Origin of the sequence: Falsiroseomonas oryziterrae (genome assembly GCF_021864505.1) — a bacterium.
GTDB classification, from domain to species: Bacteria; Pseudomonadota; Alphaproteobacteria; order Acetobacterales; family Acetobacteraceae; genus Falsiroseomonas; species Falsiroseomonas oryziterrae.
The window spans coordinates 1-21,193 of record NZ_JAKJIB010000006.1; the positions used below are offsets into that span (position 1 = coordinate 1).

The 21,193-nt window shown below is 71.7% G+C and carries 20 protein-coding genes; 8 read left to right on the forward strand and 12 right to left on the reverse strand.

Going from position 1 to position 21,193, the window contains the following annotated elements; all coding sequences use genetic code 11:
* The 7 genes from L2I40_RS01370 to L2I40_RS01400 form a co-directional block, all read right to left on the reverse strand.
* Positions 1 to 905, reverse strand: a 905-nt coding sequence (locus tag L2I40_RS01370; protein WP_237213059.1) for a polysaccharide deacetylase family protein, incomplete at its 3' end; no start/stop codon positions are given.
* The gene (locus tag L2I40_RS01375; RefSeq protein WP_237213060.1) at positions 902 to 1,801 is read right to left on the reverse strand and encodes a polysaccharide deacetylase family protein; all 900 of its coding nucleotides are present in this window, start codon (positions 1,799 to 1,801) and stop codon (positions 902 to 904) included. The genes L2I40_RS01375 and L2I40_RS01370, both read right to left, overlap by 4 nt.
* Positions 1,802 to 1,863: 62 nt before the next feature.
* Positions 1,864 to 3,309: an aldo/keto reductase gene (locus L2I40_RS01380; RefSeq protein WP_237213061.1), complete on the reverse strand. Its 1,446-nt coding sequence runs from the start codon at positions 3,307 to 3,309 to the stop codon at positions 1,864 to 1,866.
* Between the two features lie 104 nt (positions 3,310 to 3,413).
* Positions 3,414 to 4,694 (reverse strand): ABC transporter substrate-binding protein, encoded by a 1,281-nt coding sequence (locus L2I40_RS01385; protein WP_237213062.1) that lies wholly within the window; start codon positions 4,692 to 4,694, stop codon positions 3,414 to 3,416.
* 79 nt (positions 4,695 to 4,773) lie between these two features.
* Positions 4,774 to 5,202, reverse strand: coding sequence for a DUF4440 domain-containing protein (locus tag L2I40_RS01390; protein WP_237213063.1), 429 nt, complete (start codon positions 5,200 to 5,202; stop codon positions 4,774 to 4,776).
* Positions 5,195 to 6,232: an aldo/keto reductase gene (locus tag L2I40_RS01395; RefSeq protein ID WP_237213064.1), complete on the reverse strand. Its 1,038-nt coding sequence runs from the start codon at positions 6,230 to 6,232 to the stop codon at positions 5,195 to 5,197. Before L2I40_RS01395 ends, L2I40_RS01390 begins: the two co-directional genes overlap by 8 nt.
* On the reverse strand, positions 6,229 to 6,564 hold the full coding sequence (locus L2I40_RS01400; protein WP_237213065.1) for a TIGR04076 family protein: 336 nt from the start codon (positions 6,562 to 6,564) through the stop codon (positions 6,229 to 6,231). Before L2I40_RS01400 ends, L2I40_RS01395 begins: the two co-directional genes overlap by 4 nt.
* Positions 6,565 to 6,674: 110 nt before the next feature.
* Here L2I40_RS01400 and L2I40_RS01405 point away from each other — a divergent pair, with 110 nt between their 5' ends.
* From L2I40_RS01405 to L2I40_RS01420, 4 genes are read left to right on the forward strand one after another with little or no spacing between them, the layout of a single operon-like run.
* Positions 6,675 to 7,421, forward strand: coding sequence for an ABC transporter ATP-binding protein (locus tag L2I40_RS01405; protein WP_237213066.1), 747 nt, complete (start codon positions 6,675 to 6,677; stop codon positions 7,419 to 7,421).
* Entirely contained in the window at positions 7,418 to 8,134 is a 717-nt protein-coding gene (locus tag L2I40_RS01410; RefSeq protein ID WP_237213067.1) for an ABC transporter ATP-binding protein, read from the forward strand. Before L2I40_RS01405 ends, L2I40_RS01410 begins: the two co-directional genes overlap by 4 nt.
* Positions 8,134 to 9,054, forward strand: a complete 921-nt coding sequence (locus tag L2I40_RS01415) for a branched-chain amino acid ABC transporter permease (RefSeq protein WP_237213068.1) — start codon at positions 8,134 to 8,136, stop codon at positions 9,052 to 9,054. Before L2I40_RS01410 ends, L2I40_RS01415 begins: the two co-directional genes overlap by 1 nt.
* Entirely contained in the window at positions 9,054 to 10,010 is a 957-nt protein-coding gene (locus L2I40_RS01420) for a branched-chain amino acid ABC transporter permease (protein ID WP_237213069.1), read from the forward strand. The genes L2I40_RS01415 and L2I40_RS01420 overlap by 1 nt, the downstream gene beginning before the upstream one ends.
* 33 nt (positions 10,011 to 10,043) lie before the next feature.
* On the opposite strand, the gene L2I40_RS01425 is transcribed toward L2I40_RS01420, so the two are convergent.
* Genes L2I40_RS01425 through L2I40_RS01440 form a run of 4 tightly spaced genes read right to left on the reverse strand, consistent with a single transcriptional unit; the run spans position 10,044 to position 15,408 of the window.
* Entirely contained in the window at positions 10,044 to 11,273 is a 1,230-nt protein-coding gene (locus L2I40_RS01425) for a metal-dependent hydrolase family protein (RefSeq protein ID WP_237213070.1), read from the reverse strand.
* A 23-nt stretch (positions 11,274 to 11,296) separates the two neighbouring features.
* On the reverse strand, positions 11,297 to 12,862 hold the full coding sequence (locus L2I40_RS01430) for an acyl-CoA synthetase (RefSeq protein ID WP_237213071.1): 1,566 nt from the start codon (positions 12,860 to 12,862) through the stop codon (positions 11,297 to 11,299).
* Positions 12,862 to 14,601: a thiamine pyrophosphate-binding protein gene (locus tag L2I40_RS01435; protein ID WP_237213072.1), complete on the reverse strand. Its 1,740-nt coding sequence runs from the start codon at positions 14,599 to 14,601 to the stop codon at positions 12,862 to 12,864. The genes L2I40_RS01430 and L2I40_RS01435 overlap by 1 nt, the downstream gene beginning before the upstream one ends.
* Positions 14,602 to 15,408 carry a YunC family protein gene (locus L2I40_RS01440; protein WP_237213073.1) on the reverse strand — a complete coding sequence of 269 codons (807 nt, stop codon included), beginning with the start codon at positions 15,406 to 15,408 and terminating at the stop codon, positions 14,602 to 14,604.
* A gap of 87 nt (positions 15,409 to 15,495) precedes the next feature.
* On the opposite strand from L2I40_RS01440, the gene L2I40_RS01445 reads away from it, so the two are divergent.
* A complete protein-coding gene (locus tag L2I40_RS01445; protein ID WP_237213074.1) occupies positions 15,496 to 16,482 on the forward strand; it encodes a thiamine pyrophosphate-dependent dehydrogenase E1 component subunit alpha in 987 nt (328 codons plus the stop codon).
* 1 nt (position 16,483) lies between these two features.
* Positions 16,484 to 17,458, forward strand: a complete 975-nt coding sequence (locus L2I40_RS01450; protein ID WP_237213075.1) for an alpha-ketoacid dehydrogenase subunit beta — start codon at positions 16,484 to 16,486, stop codon at positions 17,456 to 17,458.
* On the opposite strand, the gene L2I40_RS01455 is transcribed toward L2I40_RS01450, so the two are convergent.
* On the reverse strand, positions 17,447 to 18,631 hold the full coding sequence (locus L2I40_RS01455) for a multidrug effflux MFS transporter (protein WP_237213076.1): 1,185 nt from the start codon (positions 18,629 to 18,631) through the stop codon (positions 17,447 to 17,449). The genes L2I40_RS01450 and L2I40_RS01455 overlap by 12 nt on opposite strands.
* Positions 18,632 to 18,773: 142 nt before the next feature.
* Here L2I40_RS01455 and L2I40_RS01460 point away from each other — a divergent pair, with 142 nt between their 5' ends.
* Positions 18,774 to 19,814 (forward strand): ABC transporter ATP-binding protein, encoded by a 1,041-nt coding sequence (locus tag L2I40_RS01460; RefSeq protein ID WP_237213077.1) that lies wholly within the window; start codon positions 18,774 to 18,776, stop codon positions 19,812 to 19,814.
* A 33-nt stretch (positions 19,815 to 19,847) separates the two neighbouring features.
* On the forward strand, positions 19,848 to 21,164 hold the full coding sequence (locus L2I40_RS01465; RefSeq protein WP_237213078.1) for an ABC transporter substrate-binding protein: 1,317 nt from the start codon (positions 19,848 to 19,850) through the stop codon (positions 21,162 to 21,164).
* The last annotated feature ends 29 nt before the right edge of the window (positions 21,165 to 21,193 follow it).

Here is a 21,193-nt window from a genome sequence, read left to right on the forward strand (position 1 = left end):
GCGCCGGCGCGGGCCGGGGCGCCCAGCAGGGCGGCCCGCGCATGCGCGGCAAGGTCGCCGGCGGTCGCGACAAGCAAGTCGGCGCGCGCGGCCACATCCTCCAGCGCCTCGCGCAGGTACCGCACGCGGTGCGGGGCGCCGAGCATCCAGGGATGCACGCCGAGGCCGAGCACGCGCCCGCCGCGCGACTCCGCCAGCAACCGATCCAGCGCATCGCGGATCACCGCGGGCCAACGCGTGACCGGCACGCGGCGCAGCCAGAGCGTCTGGACGTCGTCGAGCTCCGCAGGCGGCGGCAGCGCGAGCAGGCCGGAAGCGTGGAGACAGGGCTCGTCGTCATTCGCCCAGTCGAGGCCGTAGCCGAAGCCGGCCTCGCGCAGCAGTCGCGTGGTCCGCTCCGTCGCGCCGTGGTCCTGGCCGAGCCAGCCCGTCGCGCCGGGCCAGATCTTCCCCAGTTCGTCGCGCGCCTGCTCGATATGCACGCGCTCCTCGGCCTCGGTCATGCGCGCGGTGATCATGCGGCTGGCCGAGATGCCATGCGCGACGGGCTCGAAGCCGCGCGCCGCGCAGGCGGCGACGAGTTCGGGGTGGCGCTGCGCGGCGAGGATGTTGACGGCGACGCTCGCCGGGAGCTTCAGCGTGTCGAGGAGGTCGAGCACGCGCCAGGCACCGATACGGTTGCCGTAGTCGCGATAGGACCAGCTGTGCCAGTCGGGCGTGCCGGTGAAGAAGGCGCCGCGGAAGCGCGGGTCGCGATGGGCGTCTGCGGGCGGGGCGATCTCGGTGTGCTCGATGTGCAGCAGGATGTAGGCGGCGACGCGCTTGCCGCCGGGCCAGTGAAAATCCTGCCGCGTTGGATGCGGCGCGAAGGGGTGGATCGCGTGGTCGGGGCCGCGTGCGATCATCGGCCGAGCGCTGCGTCGTGGTGGTGGGCGAGATACCAGTCGGCCATCTCGGCGCCGGTCGCGAACCAGACGCCGTCGTGGCGACGCAGATAGGCCAGGATCTCGTCCAGCCAACGGATCCGGTGAGGGCGGCCGATGATGTAGGGATGCAGCGCGAGGCAGAAGACGCGCGGCTGCGCCTCGCCTTCCGCGTAGAGCGTGTCGAAGGCGTCGCGCGCGGACTGCGCGAACTCCTCGCCCTCCATGGCGCCAGCGGCGATCGCCACCGCGTCGTTCAGGTCCATCTGGTAAGGCAGCGAGACGAGGCGGCCGGAGCGCACGCGGACCGGCGTCGGCTGGTCGTCGTGGTAGAGGTCGCAGAGGTAGGAGATCCCGGCCTCCGCCACGAGGTCGGGCGTGGCGAGCGTGTTGGAGCCGGCGGGCGAGAACCAGCCGCGCAGCTGCCGCCCCGTCAGGCGGCGCCAGGCGTCCACGCTGGCGGCGATCTCCGCGCGTTCCTCGTCCTCAGACAGGCCCCAATGATAGCGGGTGTTGTAGAGGCCGTGGCTGAACACGTCCCAGTCGCGGGCGAGCATCGCGTCCAGCACCTCGGGGAACATGTCGCCGACGGCCATGGAGAAGGAGGTGGAGCCGCGGATGCCGTGCGCGTCCAGCACCTCCATCACGCGCCAGACGCCGGCGCGGTTGCCGTAGTCCTTGAGCGAATAGGAGAGCACGTCGGGATGCGGCGTGCGCGGCCAGGGATCGCGCTGGCGGATCGCGGCCGGCATCCATTCGTAGTGCTCGATGTTGGGACAGACCCAGACGGCGATCCGCACGCCGCCCGGCCAGGTCAGCTTCGGGCGAAGCGGCAGCGGCGCGTGCGGGAGGCGGTCCTCCGGGAGAACACCAGGCATGCGATTCAGACCTCCGGTGCTCGCAGGCTACGCCTGCTGCGCCCTGCGGTCATCGCATGCCGTCACCCCACGATCGCCTCGGCTTCGATTTCCACGAGATAGTCGCCCACCAGACGCCCGACCTCCACCAACGTGTTGGCGGGACGGGCGGTCGCGAAGACACGGCCATGCACGCGGCCGACCGGCTCCCAGTGGTTCGCGTCGCGCAGCCAGATGCGGGTCTGCACCACGTCGTCGATCGTGCCACCCAGCGCCTCGATCGCGGCGGCGATCTTGTCGAGGATATAGACCGCCTGCCCGCCGGGATCGCCGGGGCAGACGACGGAGCCGTCCGTGTGAGTCGCGGTGGTGCCGCTGACCAGGATGCGGTCTCCGACGCGCACCGCGCGCGAATAGCCGCAGAGGCCTTCCCAGACGCTGCCGGAATCGACCCGCAGGCGTCCGGGGCGGAACTCCGTTGTGCCGTAGATCTTCGGCAGGCTGTCCAGGTGGTGGCTGAGGTCGCCGGCCGCCGTCAGGTAGGGCGGCTTGCGGTACTCGTCGCCGCAATCACCGGGGATCGGGCGGCTGCCATGCAAGGCCGTCTCGATCCGCGCACGGTCCTCCTCGTCGAGGGCGAAGGAGAAGAGGCGCAGGTTGTCGGCGCGATGCTCGGATTCGGTCAGACGTGCGCCGACGATCACGGCGCCAACCGCTGGATGCTCCAGGACCCACCGCGTCGCGACGTTGGAGACCGAGACGCCGTGGCGCCGCGCGATCGCCTGCACCTCGCGCAGCAGGCGCTGGAACACGCCCCAGCCGCCCATCGCGCCGATGAAGCGTCGGTACTTCATCTTCGACCAGTCGGCTATGTCGGACTCGGCGGGCTCGTCGAGGTCGACCCAGCGCTCCGACAGGAAGCCGCCGCCGAGCGTGCCGTAGGCGAGGATGCGGACGCCGTGGGCGAGGCAGAAGGCCGACATGTCGCCCGCGGCGCGGCGGTCGAGCAGCGAGAAGGAGAGTTGGTTGGTCAGCACCGGCACGCCGTTGCGCACGGCGACGCGGAGATGGTCGGTGTCGAAGTTGGTGACGCCGATGTGCTGCAGCGCGCCCTCGGCCCGCATCGCCGCCATCTCGCGCAGCGCGTCGAGCCAGGCGGGGTGGCGGAAGCTCCACCAATGGAACTGCATGATCTCGGGGATCGAGCCGAGGCGGTCGAGGCTGCGTCCAACGCCGGCGCGCACCACGTCGCGGGTCATGGGGCCCGGCGTCGGCACCCATTTGGTGAAGAGCGCGGCCTGCCCGCCCTGCTTGCGGAACAGGCCGGCGATGTCCTCGGCGCCGCCATAGTGGTCGGCCATGTCGAAGGCGTCGAAGCCGGCGGCGGCGTAGTCGGCGAGCGTCGCGGCGGCGGCGGCGTGGTCCAGCGTGCGGCCGTCGCGCTCCTGGTCGGCGACCTGCCAGAGGCCGGTGACGATGCGGGGGATGTCGAGGCCGGGGGCGAGGGCGATGCGCGGGGGGTGGGGCATGGAGCTGATTCAGTCCTGCGACGTTTCGAGGTGATCACCCCCACCCCGACTCTCCCCCGCTTGGCGGGAGAGGGAGATGGGTGCGCAGGCGGGGCTGCCGCGACTTACCGCGGCGGAAGCTGGCGCTGCACGGCCTGCACTTCCTCGGTGGTCATCTGGCCGACGGTGGTGATCTCGCCGTTCTGGATGCGCCACTTGCGGAAGGGGCCGGTGATGTCGCCGTGCTGGTCGAACTCCACCGGGCCGATCACGCCGACATAGCGGATCGGCTGGTTGGCGCGGATCAACTCGAGCGCGCGGCGGAAGCCCTGCGGTCCGGCATGCACCACTTCGCCGCCCGGGCCGGTCACCTGGCGGATCGCCTCCCGGATCGGGCCGGCTTCGAAGCGGCCGGCACGGGCGGTGGCGAGGCCGATGATGGCCGCGGCGTCGAAGGCGCGGTCGGCCGCTGGCGCGCCGGCGCCGAAGCCGCCCGACATCGCCGGATAGGCCTGCGCGAAGAACTCGGTGGAGGGCGTGCTGACGGTGCCGCTCGACGTGCCGAAGGCGTTGTTGAGGAAGCGCGGGCCGACGTCGCGGATGAAGTCGGCGCTGTTCATGCCGTCGTTCAGCAGGAAGGTCTGCGCGCCGCCCTGCTGGATCCAGGTGCGCGCGATGGTCGTGCCGTCGCCGGGGTAGGAGACGAGGTAGAGCGCGGGCGGGTCGCCCGCCATGGCACGCGTAACCTCGGGCGCGTAGCTCGCCTGGCGCTCGTTGTAGGGGACGGTGGTGGTGATGGTGCCGCCGAGCGCGAGATAGGCGCGGCGGAACTCGTTCACCATGTTCACGCCGAAGTCGTTGTTGACATGGATGATCGCCAGCCGCCGCAGGCCCTGGTCCATCGCGTAGCGCGCGGCGGCGGTGCCCTGCAATGCGTCGGAGGTGATGGTGCGGAAGAACCAGCCGCGCGTCTGCCCCTCGGCCGCAAGGCGCGTGAGGGTGGGCGAGGAGGAGGCGGGGCTGATCTGCACGACGCCTGCCGGGCCGGTGACGCTGGTGACGATCGGGATCGAGACCGAGCTGATGATGCCGCCGATGATCGCCGGTACGCGGCGGAGATCCACGAGCTGCCGCGCCTGGTCGACGGCGACGGAGCCCTGGGACTGCGCGTCGCGCAGGTCGAAGGCGAGGCGGCCGCCGGCGATGCCCTGCGCGCCGGCGGCGGCGTTCAGCTCGTTGAAGGCGAGCTCCACGGACTTGGCGGCGGCCTGGCCGAAGCGGCCCGCGGGGCCGGTCAGGGAGACGACGACGCCGACGGTGTGGGTCGCCAACTGCTGCGCCTGGGCACCCGCCAGGGGCAGCGCCAGCGTGCCGAGGCCCGCGCCGAGCGCGGTGCGTCGCGTCATGGTCATATCGTTGGTCTCCCCCGATCCCGGACGTGAAGGCGGCAATCTCGCCCTGCGCCAGGGGGTTGTAAACAGGGCGTCACGCGGGCGGCAGCGTGATCCAGGTCTCCTGGACGAAGAGCCAGCGCGGGGTCGGGCCCGAGAGGTCGAACAGGGCGGCGGCGCGGCGGGCTGTCTCCGCGCCGCCGACCCATTGCCGCTCGACGTAGTGCATCAGCATGAGGGGCGGTGCGGCGTGCAGGACCGCGACATCCTCGATCGCGATGCGGAAGCCCTCGCCGCGGACGCCGCGTGCATCGCGCAGGAAGGCCAGCACCTCGGCGCGGGCGAGGCGGCGGCCGTTCGGCATCACCATGGCAAAGCCGGGGGCGAAGGCGGCCTCGAACCGGGCCGAGGCATCCTCGCCCGGCGCGCCCAGGGCGCGCTCGAAGACCTGATGCAGCGCGATGATCTCCGCGCGGCAAGCCGCGACGATCTCGGCCGCGCAGGTGGTGGCAGGATCAGTCACGGTTCAGCTCGTACTTCATGATGCGGCCATGCGGGCCGTGCCGGTCGCGCTCCAGCGCGTAGAAGTCGCCCTGCGGGCCGGGGTGCTGCGCCAGCAACGCGGCGATCGCGGCGCGGTCGGCATCGTCGAGCGAGAAGCTGAACACCGAGAGGTTGTCCGGCAGGTGCTCGGCGTAGCGCGCGCCCACGATGGCGGCGGCGACATGCGGCTGGTCCAGCACCCAGCGCGTCGCGACGGCGGTGATGGAGACGCCATGCTTGCGCGCGATCCCGTCCAGCAGCCGGAGCAGGGCCTGGAAGGCATTCCAGCCGCCGAACTCCTCGATGATGAGCCGGTACTTGACCAGGCTGCGGTTCGGCAGCGGCTCGGCCGGGTCGGGCTGGCCGAGCCAGCGCGCGGACAGGAAGCCGCCCGCGACCGTGCCGTAGCAGAGGAAGCGGAGATGGCTGCGGGCGCAGAGCTGCGACAGGGGACCGGCGACGCGCCTGTCCAGCAGCGAATACTGGACCTGCATGGAGACCAGCGGGATGGGAGCGTCGAGCAGGCGGCGGGTGTGCGGCGTGTCGAAGTTCGTGCCTCCGATATGCCGGATCTTGCCGCGCCGCCGGAGCTCGACGAGGTGTCCCGCTGCCTCCACCAGTCCGGGGGACGCGTAGTCCCACCAGTGGAACTGCACCAGGTCGAGCGCATCCACGCGCAGCCGCCGCAGCGACCGGTCGATGATCCGCTCGACCTGCGCGAAGTCGAGCGTGTGGAGCACGGAGAGGTCGGGGACGAACTTGGTGTGGACGTGCAGCCGCGCCCGCTCGGCCTTCGACAGCGTGTCGCGGAAGGCGCCGATGATCTCCTCGACGCCGGTGTAGATGTCGGCGCAGTCGAAGGTGGAGACCCCGGCGTCGAGGAAGGCCCGCATGTCGGCGATGGCACGCGGCATGTCGATCTCGCCATGACCGCCGGCGAGCTGCCAGCCGCCACGGATGAGGCGGGAGATGCGGTAGCCGGGGGCGAGCTCGTAGGTGGGGACGCTCATGGAACCTTCGTCGCGGTCGTGTCGCTGCGGCGGAACCGGCGCAGCTGCGTGCGGGTGATGCGGAGGCGGCTCGGGCAGTTCGGGTCGGGGCAGGCGACCTCGGCATCCGAGGTCATCCAGTCCATCGGATGCGTCGGGCGCTGCTTGGCGGCGAGCAGCGGCAGCACGGCGGCGAGCGAGTAGATCGAGAAGCCCTGCCCCGGCGGCAGGTGCAGCATCTCGCCGCGCAGCTCGAAATGATCCCCCGGCACGGCACCGCACCAGAGCTTGGCGCCCGGCGGCGCCACGACCTCGACCTTGAGGTCCCAGAGGTCGAATTCGTCCTCGTCCATCGCGCCCTCCCGCCAGCGATTTGTCGGCGGCGCGGCGCCGCGGCGCAAGCGGGGGACTTGACGCTGCGGCGCGCGCGCGGCCTTTCGCAGCAAGGCCGGGGGATGCGTGCGTGCTGGTTGCGCAGGGACTGACGAAGGCGTTCGGGGGGCCGCCGGTGGTGGACGGCGTCTCCTTCACCCTTGCGCGCGGCACGATCACCGGCCTGATCGGGCCGAACGGCGCGGGCAAGACGACGCTGTTCAACCTGATCGCCGCGAGCCTCGCCCCCGATTCGGGCACGCTGACGCTGGCGGGAGATCGGATCGAGGGGCTGCGGCCCGACCAGGTCTTCGCCCGCGGCCTGGCGCGCACCTTCCAGATCCCCCGCCCCTTCCCCGCCATGACGGTGCTGGAGAACGTCATGCTGGCGCCGACCGGCCAGCGCGGCGAGCGGTTCTGGACGAACTGGCTGAGCCCCGGCGCGGTCGCGGCGGAGGAGAGGCGCAACCGCGAGCGCGCGATGCATTGGCTCGACTTCGTCGGCCTCTCGAAGCTCGCGGCGCAGCCGGCGAGCGTGCTCTCGGGCGGGCAGCGCAAACTGCTGGAGCTGGCTCGCGTGCTGGTGGCGGAGCCGCGGCTGATCCTGCTGGACGAACCCGGCGCCGGCGTCTCGCCGCCGCTGCTCGAGATCATCATGGGCAAGATCGCGGAGCTGAACGCCCGCGGCATCACCTTCCTGATCATCGAGCACAACATGGACCTGGTGATGACTCTGTGCCGGCCGGTGATGGTGCTGGCGCAGGGCAGGCTGCTGCTCGAGGGCTCGCCGGAAGAGGTCAAGAACGACCCGCGCGTGGTGGAGGCCTATCTCGGATGACGGCGGCGCTGGAGATGGCCGCGATCGAGGGCGGCTACGAACCCGGGCTGCCGATCCTGCGCGGCGCGTCGCTGTCCGTGGCACCGGGCGAGATCGTGGCGCTGCTCGGGCCGAACGGCGCCGGCAAGTCCACGCTGGTCAAGGCCGCGGCGGGCCTCGTTCCCGTCTGGTCGGGCCGCGTCATGCTGGGGGGGCGCGACATCACGGGGCTGGCGGCGCACCGGATGGTGCATGAGGGGCTGGGCTTCGTGCCGCAGACGGAGAACGTCTTCGCCAACCTCTCGGTCCTGGAAAACCTGCAGCTCGCGAGCGCCCTGGTCGCGCGGAAGCGGCGCCTGGACCTGGGCCGGATGTTCGAGCTGTTCCCGGACCTCGACCGGCAGCGGAAGCTCGAGGCCGGGCGGCTCTCCGGCGGCCAGCGGCAGATGCTGGCGGTGGCGCGCGCGCTGGTCGCCTCGCCCTCCGTGCTGATGCTGGACGAGCCATCCGCCGGGCTCTCGCCGAAGCTCGTCGGCGTGGTGTTCGAGCGGCTGAAGGCGGTGCGCGACACCGGCGTGACCATCCTGCTGGTGGAGCAGAACGTGAAGGCGGCCTTGGCCATCGCCGACCGCGCGGTGGTGCTGGTGGAAGGGCGCGAAAGGCTGGAAGGGCCGGCGGCGGAGCTGGTGAACGACCCGCGCATGGCCGCGCTGTATCTGGGAGCCGCCGCCTGATGCTGCAGCTGGTCGCCGACGGGCTGGTGGTGGGCAGCGTCATCGCGCTGGGCGCGGTGGGGCTGACGCTGACCTACTCCATCCTGCGCTTCGCCAATTTCGGCCAAGGCGAGTTCATGACCTGGGGCGCCTATTTCGCCGTCTCGACGCTGGCCTTCGTGCTGGCGGTGACGGGCGGCGGCGTGATGGAGCCGCTCGGCCCGTTCAGTTTCGGATGGCAGCTGATCGTCGCCATGCTGCTGGCGGCGGCGCTGACGGCGATCCTCGCCCTGGTGGTGGACTGGCTGCTGTTCCGCCGGCTGCGCCGCGGCAACGCCATCACGCTGGTGATCGCGAGCTTCGGCGCGGCACTCGCGCTGCGCAACCTGGTGCAGTTCCTCTACGGCACGCTGCCCGAATACTATTCGCGCGAGATCCAGATCGCGATCCGGCTGGTGCCGCGCGACGTGATGGGCGGGCTGCGCGTCACGCCAGACCAGATGCTGGTGATCGGGCTGACGCTGGTCCTGATGCTCGCGCTGCAATGGCTGCTGACGCGCACCACGCTGGGGCGCGCGATGCGGGCCACCGCGATGAACCCGGCGCTGGCGCGCGTGGCCGGCGTGGACGTGGAAGGCGTGATCCGGGCCACCTGGGTGATCGGCGCGGCGCTGGCCGCGATTGCGGGCGTCTTCGTCGGCATCACGCTGCAGATCCGGCCGATGCTCGGCTTCGACCTGCTGCTGCCGCTCTTCGCCGCGGCGATCCTGGGGGGCATCGGCAGCGTGCGCGGCGCGGTGGTGGGCGGCTACATCGTCGGGCTGGCGGAGAGCCTCTCGGTCCCGCTGGTGGGTGCCGAGTATCGCGCCGCGACCGCCTTCGCGGTGCTGATCGGCATCCTGCTGCTGCGCCCGAACGGGCTGTTCGGGGCGCGCGCCTGATGGAGATCCTGCCCGTCCTCAACTACCTCGCCTTCTTCATGGTCTTCGCCGGGATCTTCGCGGTGATGGCGCTGGGGCTGAACCTGCAATGGGGGTTCACGGGGCTGTTCAACGTCGGCGTCGCGGGCTTCGTCGCGGTCGGCGCCTATGCCTCCGCCATCCTCACCGGCCCGCCGGAACCGGAGCGCTTCGGCGGCTTCGGGCTGCCGATCCTGGTGGGCTGGCTCGGCGCGATGCTGCTCTCGGGCGTCGCGGCCTTCGTCGTCGCGGTCGCCGCGCTCCGGCTGCGCGAGGACTACCTGGCAATCACCACCTTCGGCATCGCGGTGGTGATCCAGCTCGTCGCCACCAACGCGCAGGGGCTGACCGGCGGTCCCTTCGGCATCCAGTCCATCCCGCGCCCCTTCGTGGAGGCACTCGGCACCGGCTTCGTCTGGAACCTGGCCTATCTCGGCCTCGTCGCGCTGGTGCTGGGGCTCGCGTGGTGGGCGCTGGAACGGCTGGTGGCGAGCCCCTGGGGCCGCGTGCTGCGCGCGATCCGCGAGGACGAGCTGGCCGCCGCCTCGCTCGGCAAGCGCGCCGCCGCGTTCCGGCTGCAGAGCTTCGTCATCGGCTGCATGCTGATGGGGCTGGCCGGCGCGCTCTACGCGCATTTCGTCGGCTACATCGCGCCGGAGGATTTCCTGCCGATTCTGACCTTCCAGATCTGGGCGATGCTGATCGTAGGCGGGTCGGGGAACAATGCCGGCGCGGTGCTCGGCGCCTTCCTCGTCTGGGCGATCTGGAGCGTCAGCGGGAACCTGATCCGCGAGGTGCTGCCGGCGGCCGAGCAGGCGCGCGGCGCGGCTCTGCAGGTCGTGCTGATCGGCGTGATGATCGCCGCGATCCTCGTGCTGCGGCCGCGCGGCATCCTCGGCGAGCGCGCGACGGTGTCGCGCCACGCGGGCAAGGACTGAGCCGCGAGGTCGTCCTCGCCCGGGCGGTCGCAGTCAGAACGCTTCCTTCACGAAGCGGCCGGCGAGCATGATGGCGGAGATGTGCTTCCCCTGCCCCGTCAGCAGGGAGAGGTCCTTCAGCGGGTCGCCCTCCACCACGATCAGGTCGCCATGCGCGCCCGGCGCGACGACGCCGACCTGGCCTTCCATCCGCAGCAGCTTGGCCGCATGCATCGTCGTGCTGCGGATGACCTCGATGGCAGGCAGCACGCGGCCGCGGATGACGAATTCCTCGGACTGGTGGCGGTGCATCTCGCCGAGCAGGTCGGTGCCGAAGGCCATGGTCAGGCCGGCGCGGCGCATGATGTCGAGGCTTTCCAGGCCGCGCAGCCGGACCGTGTCGATCTTGGCGACGGATTCCGGCGGCAGGCCGAGGCTCGCGCCCTCGTCCTTCAGCGCCTGGTAGGTGACCAGCGTCGGGCAGGCGATGGCGCCGGCCTCGGCCGCCTTCCGTGCCGTCGGCTCCTCGATCAGGTTGCAATGCTCGAGGCTGCGGACGCCACATTCCACGGCGCGGCCGATCGCCTCGTCGGTGTAGAGATGCGCGGCGACGTAGGTCTGCGCCATCGCGGCTTCCTCGACCGCGGCGCGGATCTCGTCCTTGCTGTAGCCGAGGAAGGCGATCGGGTCGGTGGGCGAGGCGACGCCGCCATTGGCCATGATCTTGATGTAGTCGGCGCCGCCCTTGATCTCCTCGCGGCAGGCGCGACGCACCGCGTCCACGCCGTCGGCGATGCGGCCCAGCGCGCCGAGGCGCTGTTCGGCCCAGTGGTTGTCGCGGGTGTCCCAGCGGCCACGGCCGTCGCTGTGGCCGCCGGTGGAGGAGATCGCCTTGCCGCAGAGCACCATGCGCGGCGCGTCGAAATGCCCTTCCTCCCGCGCGGCGCGCAGGCCCTGCGTCGCGCCGCCGAGGTCGCGGATGGTGGTGAAGCCGCGCATCAGCATGCCGTGCATGATCCGCGCGGCGCGGAAGGCGACGAGCGCATCGGGCAGCAGCGCGTGGCGGGCGAGGTTCACCTCGGAGGCGATGACATGCACATGCGCGTCGATCAGCCCGGGCATGAGCGTCCGGCCCGCAAGGTCCACGCGGCGCGCGGAGGCGGCTGCGATGGGTTTGTCGGAGACCTCCTTGATCCGCCCGTGCTCGACCAGGACATGGCCCTCCACCGCCTGGTCGTGGGTGCCGTCGAGGATGCGGGCATTGGCGAAGAGGGTGGCGGACATGGCGGGCTCCTTCGCGGCGCAGGCTAGAACGCGATGCCCTCCTCGGCCAGACGCGCCCTGACCAGCGTCTTCGGCACCTTGCCGTAGCCGGATTTCGGCAGCGCGTCCCAGACCACGACGCGCAGCGGCTGCTTGTAGCGGGCGATGCGGTCCTTGAGATGCGCGAGCACCGCGGCCTCGTCCACCGCCATGCCCTCGCGCGCAACGACGCAGGCGACGCCCGCCTCGCCCCATTTCGGATGCGGCAGGCCGACCACGGCGCATTCGGCGATGGCGGGATGCGTCAGGATCGCCTCCTCCGCCTCGCGTGGGTACACGTTCGACCCGCCGGAGATGTACATGTCCGAGGCGCGGCCGGTGATCCAGAGGAAGCCGCGCGGATCCATGCGGCCCAGGTCGCCGGTGTGGAACCAGCCGCCGGCGAAGGCCTTGCGGTTCGCCTCCTCGTTCTCGAAGTAGCCGGCGAAGACGGCGGGGCCGCGCACGCAGATCTCGCCGACCTCGCCGGGCGGCAGGCGCGTGCCGTCCTCGGCGAGGATCGCGACCTCCATCCCGGTACGGGGGACGCCGCAGCTTCCGGCGTTCTCGGGCGTGTGCTGGTCGGGGCGCAGGACCGTGATGTTCCCGGTCACCTCGCCGAGGCCGAAATACTGCACGAGGCAGGGGCCGAGCTTCGCAAGCGCCTCTGCCTGGTCGGCCTCGTACATCGGGGCGCCGGCATAGATGACGTGGCGCAGGCTGGAATGGTCATGCGCGTCCACGGCCGGGTGGCGGACCAGCGCGGTCAGGATGGTCGGAACGGTGAACATGTTCGCCACGCGATGCCGCTCCACCAGCGCCCAGGCCTCTTCGGGGTCGAGCTTCTCGCCCGAGGTCAGGATCGTGGCCGCGCCGCGCGTGACCTGGGTGAGTTGGTGGATGCCCGCGCCATGCGAGAGAGGTGCCACGACGAGTGAGGCGTCGCGCTCCGTCGTGCCGGGCAGCAGATCGGCCAGGTGGTTGGTGACGACGAAGCCCATCTGGCCATGCGTCAGCACCGCCGCCTTGGGCCGGCCGGTGGTGCCGGAGGTGTAGAAGAACCAGCAGGGATCGTCGTAGGCGACATCGGCTTCCTGGTCCGGCAGCGTGGGCGCGTTGGCGGCGAGCAGCGTCTCGTAATCCAGTTCGTCGGGCTGGCGGTCGTCCCAGGCGACGACGTGGCGCAGATGCGGCGAGGCGGCGCGCACCGCCTCCGCATGGCCGCGGAAGCCGGCATCGCGCAGCATGACGACGGCGCGCGAGGAGGCCCCGAGGTACGCGACCTCGGCCGGCGTGAGCCGGAAGTTGGTCGGCACCCAGACGGCGCCGGCCTTGAAGCAGGCCCACATGCTCTCGAACATGCGGTTCGAGTTGCGGGAATGCACGAGGACGCGGTCGCCTTTCGCCACGCCGAGCCCGCGCAGCGCCGCGGCGAGCCGGTCCACGCGGCCGTCGAGTTCGGCGAAGCTCCATGTCCGGTCGCGCCAGACCAGCGCCGGCGCGCCTGGCAGGCGGCGCGCGGTGTGTGTCAGCAGCCGGCCGAGGTTGGAGGCGGTCGCGATGCCTGGCATCAGACGGGCCTGTCGCCTTTCTGGACCTTGAGCGTGCGGTTGTCGGCGGCCGGCAGCATGCGTGCCGGGTCGCGGGTGACGACGATGTCGAGGATCGTCGGCGTGTCGGTGTTGGCGAGCCCTTCGCGCAGCGCGGCGTTCAGCTTCTCCGGGTCGGTGACACGGATGCCGTGGCAGCCCATCGCCTTGGCCACGGCGGCGTAGTCCATCTCGACCAGGTCGGAGGACTGGTAGTTCCCCGGCCCATAGACCGCGTGCTGCAGCGCCTTCACGTAGCCCGACGCGGCGTTGTTGAAGATGCAGCAGACGAAGGGCGCGCCGGCGCGGCGCGCCGTCTCCAGCTCGCCCATCGACATGTTGAAGCCGCCATCGCCGGTCAGCGAGACGACCCGGCGCCCGGCGCCGACGCCGAGCTGCGCGCCGATGCCGCCCGGCACGCCGTAGCCGATGGAAGCGAAGCCCCGATCGGCGACGAAGCCGCGGCCGAGCCGCTTGGTGTCGAAGAACAGCGCCCCCCAATGCGCGGCGAAGCCGCCATCGGCGACCAGCACGGCGTCTTCCGGCATGACCTTGTTCAGCTCGCCGAGCAGGCGGCCGACATTGATCGGGCTCTCGACCGATTCCAGCCGCTCCCGCGCGCCCTCGCGCCAGGCGGCCATGCGCTTCGGCACCTCGGCGCACCAGCCGGCGCGGGAGGCAGCGCGCGCCCCGCCGTAGCGCAGCGCCGCGGCAAGCTCCTCGAGCGTCGCGCGCGCATCGCCGGCCAGCGCGACATCGGTGCGCGTGGTGCGGCCGATCTCCTCGGGCAGCACGTCGAGATGGATCAACGGCACGCCCGAGGGCATCAGGGTGAACCGCTTGGTCGCGATCTCGCCGAGCTTGCAGCCGACCACCAGCAGGCAGTCCGCCATGGCGACCAGATCATTGGCGATGCGCGAGTAGCGACCGAAGACGCCGGCCGAGAGGGCATGGGTGCAGGCGATGGCGCCCTTGCCGGACATGGTGTGCGCGACGGGGATGCCCTGCGCCTCGGCGAAGCGGGTCAGCGCGTCCTGCGCCTCGCTGATGTGGATGCCGCCGCCGGCCAGGATCAGCGGGCGCTCGGCCTTGGCGAGCAGCGCCGCGGCGCGCGACAGGTCGCCGGCGTCGGGGCGCATCCGCCGCGCCTGCGCGCGGAGCGTGCCGGGGTCCACCCAGAAGTCGCCCGCGTCGAAATCATGCTCGCCATGCGCGATATCCTCCGGCACGGCGACCAGCACCGGGCCGGGGCGGCCGGAGGTGGCGACCGCGAAGGCGCGGCGCAGGTGCTCCGGGATGCGGGAGATGACCTCGACGCGGATCGCCTCCTTCACCAGCGGGCGCAGCACGTCGAACTGCCGCGCCTCCTGCGTCATGTTCTTCCAGGCATGCTGGCGGTTGGCGTCGCCGATGATGGCGATCATCGGCATGCCGGCGTTGAAGGCCTCGGCCAGCCCGGTGGCGAGGTTGGTCGCGCCCGGCCCGAGCGTGCCGTCCACCAGCCCCGGCTTGTTGGTCACTCGGGAAAAGGCGTCGGCCGCGAAGGCGCCGCAGCGCTCGTCGTTGATCAGCATGTGCTTCACGCCGAGCGCGCGGCACGCCTCGTAGAACGGAAGAAGCTGGAACCCGCCCATGCCGAACATCGGCCCGGACTCGTGCAGCTTGAGCATCTCGGCCAGGGCCTGGCCGCCGGTCATGCGGCGCGTGGCGTTCGAGGACATTCAGGCGTGCTCCAGCAGGGCGGCGACGAAGTCGCGCGCCGATTGGCCGATGCGCCCGCCGCGCGCGGCGGCGGTCGGATTGAGGGCGGAGACGAAGCCGTCCTGCCAAGTGCTCATCGCATCGCCGATGCGGGCCGAGAAGCAGGAGACGCAGGCGCCGGCGATGCCGCGCGCCTCGAGCGCCGGCAGGCGGGAGATGCCGGCATCGTCGGCGCCGATCCCGGCGTCGTTGTAGATCGCGGCCAGGACGGGCGCCTTCACCGCGGTCTCGGGCCGGCCGCCGAGCAGGCCGCCATGCGAGCCGGTGACGACGACATGGCCGGCATCCTCGGGCCCGACGAGGCCGTTCGAGTCCAGCGCGACCACGCGGATGCCGTGATGGGCCGCGATGTCCCGCCGCGCCTCGTCCATGTCGTCGGCGATCGTCGGCGCGGCGGGCGGCGCCGCGGCGAGGCGGGACAGCGCGTCGGCCGCCGGCATCCCCACCTCGATCCCGAGCGCAGCGGCCGGCGCATTGACGGTGGAGAGGCGGCCGCGCGCCAACATGTCGGCGCCGTCGCCGATGCGCGCGCTGCGATGGCAGACGGCCACGGCGGGCAGACCGCGCGCGGCGAGCCAGTCGAGGCCGCCCACGCCCGCCCGCTCCCGGCCGATCCCCGCATCGTGCAGGATCATGGCGGAGACGCCGCGCCGCGCGGCGTACCAGGCGGCGTAGATGCCGCCATGGCTCGCGCACAGCGCCACCCGGCCGCCGGCATCCGCCGGCAGATGCGTCACGCTGTCGAGCACCAGCGGCCCGTCCGACATTCAGGCTCCTCCCGTCTTGATTCCCTCGCCCACTGCCTCATGCTCGGCAAGCCCCCGGCAAGAGGGGTGGTTTAGGGGAACGGCAGGATGAACGCCGGCGGTGACAACCGGGCGAGGTTGCTTGCGCTCTACGGCACGATGTGCCGCATCCGTGCCTTCGAGGAGACGGCGCTGGCGGCGCACCGCGCCGGCGAGATTCCGGGACCGCTGCATGTCTCGATCGGCCAGGAGGGCGTGGCGGCCGGCGTCTGCCTGAACCTCCGCCCCGACGACCGCATCACCTCGAACCACCGCGGGCATGGCCACGCCCTGGCCAAGGGCGCCGGCGTCGCGGGGATGATGGAGGAACTGCTCGGTCGCGCCGGCGGGCATTGCCGCGGCAAGGGCGGGTCGATGCACATCGCCGATTTCTCGGTCGGCATGCTGGGTGCGAACGGCGTGGTGGCGGGCGGGATCCCGATCGCGGTCGGCGCGGCGCAGGGGCTGCGGCTGCTCGGCTCGGACGCCATCGTCTGCTGCTTCTTCGGCGACGGCGCCATCAATCGGGGCCCCTTCCTGGAAGGGCTGAACTGGGCGGCGTTGTATCGGCTGCCCGTCCTCTTCGTCTGCGAGGACAACGGCGTCGCGGCCTTCACCCGGGCGGAGAGCGTCACCGCCGGACCGGGCGTCGCCGCTCGGGCCGAGGCGCTCGGCGTGCCGGCCGTCCCGGTGGATGGCAACGACGCGCTGGCCGTGGATGCCGCAGCGGCGAGACTGGTCGCGGAGGTGCGCGGCGGCGGCGGGCCGCGACTGCTGCACGCCACGACCTTCCGCCTGATGGGCCACACCAGCACCGATCCCGCCGCCTGGCGCGAGGTGGGGGAGGTCGAGGCCGCGCGGGCCGAGGAGCCGATCCTGAGGCTGCGCGCGCACCTGCTGGAACAGGGCGTCGCACCGCGCACGCTGGATGCGATCGAGGGCGACGCGCGGGCGGAGATGAGCCAGGCGCGCGCCGCCGCGCTTGCCGCGCCATGGCCCGATGCGGCGGTCGCCTGGGAGGATGTGCAGGATTCCGGCGCCGTGGAGGCCGCCTGAGATGGCCGAGGTGACGCTGGTGGAGGCCGCCCGGCTCGCGGCGCTGCAGGAGATGCGGCGCGATCCGCGCGTCTGGGTGCTGGGCGAGGACGTGGCGCGCGGCGGGCTGTTCGGCCAGTACCGCGGCTTCATCGAGGAGTTCGGCGCGGCGCGCATCGTCTCCACGCCGATCTCCGAGAGCACGATCATGGGTGCGGGGCTCGGCGCCGCGCTGGTCGGCACGCGCCCGATCATCGAGATGCGCATCTTCGACTTCGTGATGTGCGCGATGGACGAGCTGGTGAACCAGATCGCCAAGATCCGCTACATGTTCGGCGGCCAGGCGCGGCCGGCCGTGGTGGTGCGGATGCCGCACGGCATGTGGCGCAACTCCGCCGCGCAGCATTCGCAGATGCTGGAGAGCTGGTTCGCGCATCTTCCCGGCGTGGTGGTCGCCGTGCCGGCGACGCCCGCGGACACCGCGGGCCTGCTGGTCTCGGCCATCCGCAGCGACGATCCGGTGCTGTTCTTCGATCCGAAGAACCTCTTCCCGCTGAAGGGCGAGGTCGGGGAGGCGATCGAGCCGATCCCGTTCGGGGAGGCACGTCGCATGCGGGAGGGCACGGACCTGACCATCGTGACCTGGTCGGCGATGGTGCCCGCGGTGGAGGAGGCCGCGCTCACCCTCGCCGCGCGCGGCATCTCCGCCGACGTGCTGGACCTCCGCACGCTCTGGCCCTGGGACGAGCGCGCGGTCCTGGCATCGGTCGCGCGCACGGGACGGCTGCTGGTCGCGCATGAGGCGGTGACGGTGGCCGGCTTCGGCGCGGAGGTCGTCTCGCGCGTCGTGGAGAGGCTCGGCCCCGCGCGCCTCCGGCGGGCGGCGCGCCTGGGGCAGCCCCGCGTGCCAGTCCCCTTCGCGCCGGTGCTGGAAGATGCGTTGAAGCCCGATGCGGCGAAGGTCGTCGCGGCGGCGGAGGCGCTGCTACGCGACTGACGACGGCTGGCGGCGCAGTGCGAGATGAAGCGCGAGCCCGCCGCAGCCCGCCCCGGCCAGGACCCATGCCATCGGCCAGCTCGACCCGGCGCCGAGCGCGCCGAGGGCGATGCCGACCACCGCGCCGCCGCCGAATTGCAGCGTGCCGATCACCGCGGAGGCACTGCCGGCGAAGCGGCCCATCGGAGCCATGGCGAGCGCGGAGGCCAGCGGCAGCACAGCGCCCATGATCGAGAGGTAGAGGAACAGCACGGCCAGCAGTACCCAGAGCACGCCGGTGCCGATCGCAAGCGGCACCAGCAGCCCGGCCACGGCGCAGATCACGAGGCTGCCGACGAGCAGGCTCGCCGGCGGGTGGCGGCGGACCAGGCGCGACACGACCTGGCTGGCAAGGATCAGGCCGAAGGCGTTGGAGCCGAAGGCGAGGCCATACTGCGTTGGGCTCAGCCCGTGCCGGACCATCAGCGCGTCCGGCGAGCCGACGAGATAGGCGAAGAGCCCGAGCATCGGCACCGCGCCCGCCAGCGCATGCGCGAGAAAGCGCCGGTCTCGCAGGATCTGGACGTAGACCGCGACGACCTGCGCCGGGCTGTCGCGCCGGCGGCGCTCCGGCGACAGGCTTTCCGGCAACGCCATCCAGACCAGCAGCAGCGCGGCGAGGCCATAGGCCCCGAGCGTCCAGAAGATCGACCGCCAGCCGAAGGCCGCGAGCAATGCGCTGCCGATCATCGGTGCCAGGATCGGCGCCGCGCCCATCACCAGCATCAGCGCCGCCATCATGCGCACCGTGCCGCGCTCGTCGCAAAGGTCGCGCACCACGGCGCGCGCGATGACCATGCCTGCGCAGCCGCCGATCGCCTGCAGCACGCGCAGCACCGTCAGCGCCTCCGTGGAGGCGGCGAGCGCACATCCGAAGCCGGCCGCGGCGAAGAGTGCGAGGCCGGCGAAGAGCGGCGGGCGCCGCCCAAGCCGGTCCGACAGCGGGCCGAACACGAGTTGTCCCGCGGCGATGCCGAGCAGGAAGGCAGCGAGAGTCCACTGGATCTCGCCGGGTGTCGCTTGCAGATCCGCCGCCATGACCGGGAAGGCCGGCAGGTACATGTCGACGCCGAGCGGGCCCAATGCGGTGAGCGACGCGAGCAGGGCGGCAAGCCACCGGTAGCCGTCGGGCATGCGCATCCCTGGGTTGTGGCGAGAGTCGGGTAACGCGATCAGGCCACGGCGTCCAGGGCGCCATGGTTGCGCTGAGCGCGAAACGCACGTTAGCCTGCCGTCAGACGCAGCCCCCGCGAGTGGGGCGCGTGGGAGGCTGCGGATGGCGAGTGTCTCGGTCCGACAGGTGCGCAAGCAGTTCGGCAGCACCCCCATCCTGCACGGCGTCGATGTCGAGATCGCGGATGGCGAGTTCGTGGTGCTGGTCGGCCCGTCCGGCTGCGGCAAGTCCACGCTGCTGCGCATGATCGCGGGACTCGAGAACATCACGGGCGGCGAGATCGCGATCGGCGGTCGGGTCGTGAACACGGTGCCGCCGAAGGACCGGGACATCGCGATGGTGTTCCAGAACTATGCGCTCTATCCCCACATGACGGTCCGGGAGAACATGGCGTTCTCCATGATGCTGGCGAAGGCGCCAGGGGACGTGATCGAGCGGGAGGTGCGGCAGGCGGCGCGAATCCTGGGCCTGGATGCGTTGTTGGACCGCTATCCGCGGCAGCTGTCGGGCGGGCAGCGACAGCGCGTGGCGATGGGGCGCGCCATCGTGCGCCACCCGCAGGTCTTCCTCTTCGACGAGCCGCTGTCGAACCTCGACGCCAAGCTGCGGGTGCAGATGCGCAGCGAGATCCGGGAGCTGCAGCAGCGCCTCGCGACCACGACGGTCTACGTCACCCACGACCAGATCGAGGCCATGACCATGGCCGATCAGATCGTGGTGATGAACGGCGGCCGGATCGAGCAGGCCGGCGCGCCGCTCGAGCTCTATGACAGGCCGGGCAACGTCTTCGTCGCCGGCTTCATCGGCAGCCCGGCGATGAACCTGCTGCAGGGCGAGGTCGCGGATGGCGGCTTCCGCTGCCAGGGCGGCGCGGTCCTGCCGCTGCCCCCGCATGCGCCGCGCAACGTCGCGACCTATGGCATCCGGCCGGAACACCTGGTCCTGGCCGCGGACGGAATCGAGGCCACCATCGCGATCGTCGAGCCGACCGGGTCGGAGACCCAGGTGGGCTTCCGGATCGCGGAGACGCCGATGATCGGCGCCTTCCGCGAGCGGATCGCGGGCCGCCCGGGCGAGACGCTGCGTGTCCTGCCCGACCTGTCGCTGGTCCACCTCTTCGGGCCGGATGGACGACGTCTCTAGAAGCGAAGAACAGGCAAGGAGGAAGCAAGTCCGATGGCACACCTCATCACGCGTCGCGCGGCACTCGCGGCCGGCGGCTCGGCCCTCGTCGCGGGCGGCGCGGCCGCCCAGATCCAGACCCAGCCGGCGACGGCGCCGAACTTGCCGATCGAGCGCGGGGCCAGCCTGCGCATGCTGCGCCCCGTGCGGTTTGTGGAGCCCGACGAGCAGGTCTGGCGCGCGAACTGCGCGCGCTTCGCGCAGCAGCACGGCATCGAGATCCGCGTGGACTTCGTCGGCTGGGAGGACATCACCCAGCAGACCGCGGTGACGGCGAACACCAATGCCGGGCCCGACATCATCGTCGGCTTCGACGCCGGGCCGCACCTCTTCGCCGAGAAGATCCACGACATGACGGATGTCGCGACCTATCTCGGCCAGAAATACGGTGGCTGGCGGCCGCTCGCGCGCGCCTACGGCATGCGGCAGAACCGCTGGATCAGCCTGCCCTTCGGCGCCTCCGGCGGCCCGGCCATCTGGCGGACCTCGACGCTGCGCGAGGCGGGCTTCGACCGGCCGCCGGAGGATCATGCGGGCTTCCTCCGCCTCTGCCAGGCGCTGCGGCGGATCAACAAGCCGGCCGGCTTCGCCCTCGGCAATGCGGTGGGCGACGGCAACGCCTTCGCGAACTGGCTCGTCTGGTCGCATGGCGGCTTCCTGGTGGACGAGCAGGGCGCGGTCGCGATCAACTCGCGCGAGACGATCAACGCGCTGAACTACCTTCGTGAGCTCTACCCGACCTTCGTGCCGGGCACGCTCGCCTGGGGCGACATCAGCAACAACCGCGCCTACTCGGCTGGTGAGTGCCACCTGACGCAGAACGGCGTCTCGCTCTACTTCTCGATGCTGAACGACCCGGCGCTGCGCCCGATCGCCGAGGACACGCAGATGACGCCGATGCCGAAGGGCCTGGCCGACAGCGCGCCGAATGCGGGCCTCACGCTGAACGCCATGGTGTTCCGCCACAGCCGCTTCCCGAACGCGGCCAAGGCGCTGCTGACCTTCCTGATGGAGGCGGAGCAGTACGACCCCTGGCTGCGGGCGAATATCGGCTACTGGTCGCAGCCGCTCAACGCCTATGCGGCGAGCGCGACCTGGACGCAGGACCCGAAGATCGCGGTGTTCCGCGACACCATGAACAGCAACTTCTGGAACGGCTTCAAGGGCCCGATCACCGAGGGCTCGGTGGCGGCGACGGCCGACTACGTCATGGTGCAGATGTGCGCCTCCGTCGCCTCCGGCCAGGCAACGCCGCAGGCCGCGGCGGCGGAAGCCGAGCGGCGCGCGCGGCGTTACTTCCGCAGCCGCTGACACCTGAAGGCGCGGCGCTTCGGCGCCGC

Coding starts and splice junctions, on each gene's coding strand:
- L2I40_RS01465 (WP_237213078.1), top strand. CDS start 19,848: ATGGCACACCTCATCACGCGTCGCGCGGCACTCGCGGCCGGCGGCTCG.
- L2I40_RS01410 (WP_237213067.1), top strand. CDS start 7,418: ATGACGGCGGCGCTGGAGATGGCCGCGATCGAGGGCGGCTACGAACCC.
- L2I40_RS01455 (WP_237213076.1), bottom strand. CDS start 18,631: ATGCCCGACGGCTACCGGTGGCTTGCCGCCCTGCTCGCGTCGCTCACC.
- L2I40_RS01450 (WP_237213075.1), top strand. CDS start 16,484: ATGGCCGAGGTGACGCTGGTGGAGGCCGCCCGGCTCGCGGCGCTGCAG.
- L2I40_RS01435 (WP_237213072.1), bottom strand. CDS start 14,601: ATGTCCTCGAACGCCACGCGCCGCATGACCGGCGGCCAGGCCCTGGCC.
- L2I40_RS01445 (WP_237213074.1), top strand. CDS start 15,496: ATGAACGCCGGCGGTGACAACCGGGCGAGGTTGCTTGCGCTCTACGGC.
- L2I40_RS01380 (WP_237213061.1), bottom strand. CDS start 3,309: ATGCCCCACCCCCCGCGCATCGCCCTCGCCCCCGGCCTCGACATCCCC.
- L2I40_RS01385 (WP_237213062.1), bottom strand. CDS start 4,694: ATGACGCGACGCACCGCGCTCGGCGCGGGCCTCGGCACGCTGGCGCTG.
- L2I40_RS01400 (WP_237213065.1), bottom strand. CDS start 6,564: ATGGACGAGGACGAATTCGACCTCTGGGACCTCAAGGTCGAGGTCGTG.
- L2I40_RS01430 (WP_237213071.1), bottom strand. CDS start 12,862: ATGCCAGGCATCGCGACCGCCTCCAACCTCGGCCGGCTGCTGACACAC.
- L2I40_RS01425 (WP_237213070.1), bottom strand. CDS start 11,273: ATGTCCGCCACCCTCTTCGCCAATGCCCGCATCCTCGACGGCACCCAC.
- L2I40_RS01440 (WP_237213073.1), bottom strand. CDS start 15,408: ATGTCGGACGGGCCGCTGGTGCTCGACAGCGTGACGCATCTGCCGGCG.
- L2I40_RS01420 (WP_237213069.1), top strand. CDS start 9,054: ATGGAGATCCTGCCCGTCCTCAACTACCTCGCCTTCTTCATGGTCTTC.
- L2I40_RS01415 (WP_237213068.1), top strand. CDS start 8,134: ATGCTGCAGCTGGTCGCCGACGGGCTGGTGGTGGGCAGCGTCATCGCG.
- L2I40_RS01375 (WP_237213060.1), bottom strand. CDS start 1,801: ATGCCTGGTGTTCTCCCGGAGGACCGCCTCCCGCACGCGCCGCTGCCG.
- L2I40_RS01395 (WP_237213064.1), bottom strand. CDS start 6,232: ATGAGCGTCCCCACCTACGAGCTCGCCCCCGGCTACCGCATCTCCCGC.
- L2I40_RS01460 (WP_237213077.1), top strand. CDS start 18,774: ATGGCGAGTGTCTCGGTCCGACAGGTGCGCAAGCAGTTCGGCAGCACC.